This window comes from Zoogloea sp. LCSB751, from assembly GCF_002028455.1.
Taxonomy (GTDB): domain Bacteria; phylum Pseudomonadota; class Gammaproteobacteria; order Burkholderiales; family Rhodocyclaceae; genus Zoogloea.
The window spans coordinates 1-1,754 of record NZ_MWUM01000064.1 but is presented as its reverse complement, the minus strand read 5'-3'; the positions used below and the strand labels follow the sequence as shown (position 1 = coordinate 1,754).

At 67.8% G+C, this 1,754-nt stretch carries 3 protein-coding genes; all 3 read left to right on the top strand.

Translation table 11 applies throughout. From position 1 onward, the window contains the following. On the top strand, nt 1-354 hold a 354-nt coding region (locus B4920_RS25725), incomplete at its 5' end, for a transposase (RefSeq protein WP_079437585.1). Then, nucleotides 297-680 (top strand): IS66 family insertion sequence element accessory protein TnpB, encoded by a 384-nt coding sequence (gene tnpB, locus B4920_RS25720; RefSeq protein WP_216820032.1) that lies wholly within the window; start codon nt 297-299, stop codon nt 678-680. The genes B4920_RS25725 and tnpB, both read left to right, overlap by 58 nt. 61 nt (nt 681-741) lie before the next feature. After that, on the top strand, nt 742-1,754 hold a 1,013-nt coding region (locus tag B4920_RS25715; protein ID WP_161493390.1), incomplete at its 3' end, for an IS66 family transposase.

The window sequence follows — 1,754 nt, the reverse complement described above, 5'->3', positions numbered from 1 at the left end:
CAGCCCCGCCGTACCCGTCGCACTCACTCCGAGGCATTCAAACAGTCCCTGATCGAAGCCTGCGGGGACCCCGGCGCGTCAGTCGCCGGGGTGGCCCTGGCGAACGGGATCAACGCCAACCAGCTGCGGCGCTGGATGCGCGAGCGGGGCGTCGAGCCGCCGGCGTTGTCTTGCCTGCCCTTGCGTGTGGCGGCCTCCGAGCCGATGGGCGGCTTTGTCCCGGTGCAGCTTTCCCCCCACGTTGATCCCCCCATCCGGCTGGAACTGCGCAAAGGCGCCGGAGTGGTCACGGTCGCGTGGCCCACGTCCTCGGCCGCAGCCTGTGGTGCCTGGCTGCGCGAGTGGCTCGGGTGATCCGGGTCGAAGCCTTGTGGCTGTCGGTGGCGCCGCTCGACATGCGGGCCGGCATGGATACGCTCCTCGCCCAAGTGGTGCAGGTTTTCGGCGAGGCGCGCCCGCATCATGCCTACCTCTTCGCCAACCGGCGTGGCACGCGGCTGAAGGTGCTGGTCCACGACGACCAGGGGATCTGGCTCGCCTGCCGGCGACTCCACCAGGGGCGCTTCCGTTGGGCTGCGGGGAACGGCTCGCTGACGCTCTCCCAGGCCCAGTTCGACGCCCTGGTGCTGGGGTTGCCCTGGCAGCAGCTGCGGGATGACGGTGTCATTCGAATGACCTGACGGTGCACCATCGGGGGATGCCCGAATGGGCGCAAGGACGCGCGGGAGGCATGATCTGCGCATGGCTCTCCCCACCAACCTCCACGAACTCGACGCCGACGCCCTCCGTAAGCTGCTCATCGCGCAGGACCGGGAGCTCACCTGGCGCCAGAGCAAGATCGACCAGCTCACCCATGAGCTCTCGCTGCACAAACGCTGGCGCTTCGGGGTCAAGACTGAACGCCTGCCGCTGGAGCAGGCCCAACTGTTTGAGGAAACGGTCGAGGCGGACCTGGCTGCGATGACCGAGGAGCTTGAGCAGCTCTCCGGCAAACCCGCATCCGCCAAGGGCCAGGCCAAGCGCAAACCCCTGCCGCCCGAACTGCCTCGCACCGAGATCCATCACGAGCCGGACAGCACCGCCTGCGCCTGTGGCTGCCAGATGAAGCGCATCGGTGAGGACGTGGCGGAGAAGCTCGACTACACCCCCGGCAGCTTCAGCGTCGAGCGCCACGTCCGCGGCAAGTGGGTCTGCCAGGCGTGCGAAACCCTGGTGCAGGCCCCGGTGCCGGCTCACGTGATCGACAAGGGCCTCCCCACCACCGGACTCCTCGCCCAGGTGCTGGTGGCCAAGTACCAGGATCATCTGCCGCTCTACCGCCAGGAAGGCATCTTCGGCCGGGCGGGGCTCGCGATTCCCCAGTCCACGCTGGCCCAGTGGGTCGGCCAGATGGGCGTCCAGCTTCAACCCCTGGTCGATGCCCTGAAGGCAGAACTCCTCGCCTGTCCGGTGCTGCATGCCGACGAGACGCCAGTGGCCATGCTCGACCCCGGGGCCGGCAAGACTCATCGGGCCTACCTGTGGTCCTACAGCATCGGGGCCCACGATCCAATTCGGGCCGTGATCTACGACTTTGCCGAGAGCCGCGCCGGCAAGCACGCCCAGGACTTCCTCGGCGACTGGCGTGGCACACTCGTCTGTGACGACTACTCGGGCTACAAGGCCTTGATCGCCAAAGGCGTGACCGAAGCGGGCTGCATGGCCCACGCCCGACGCAAGTTCTTCGAGCTTCAGGAACACGGGCAGAGCCAGAT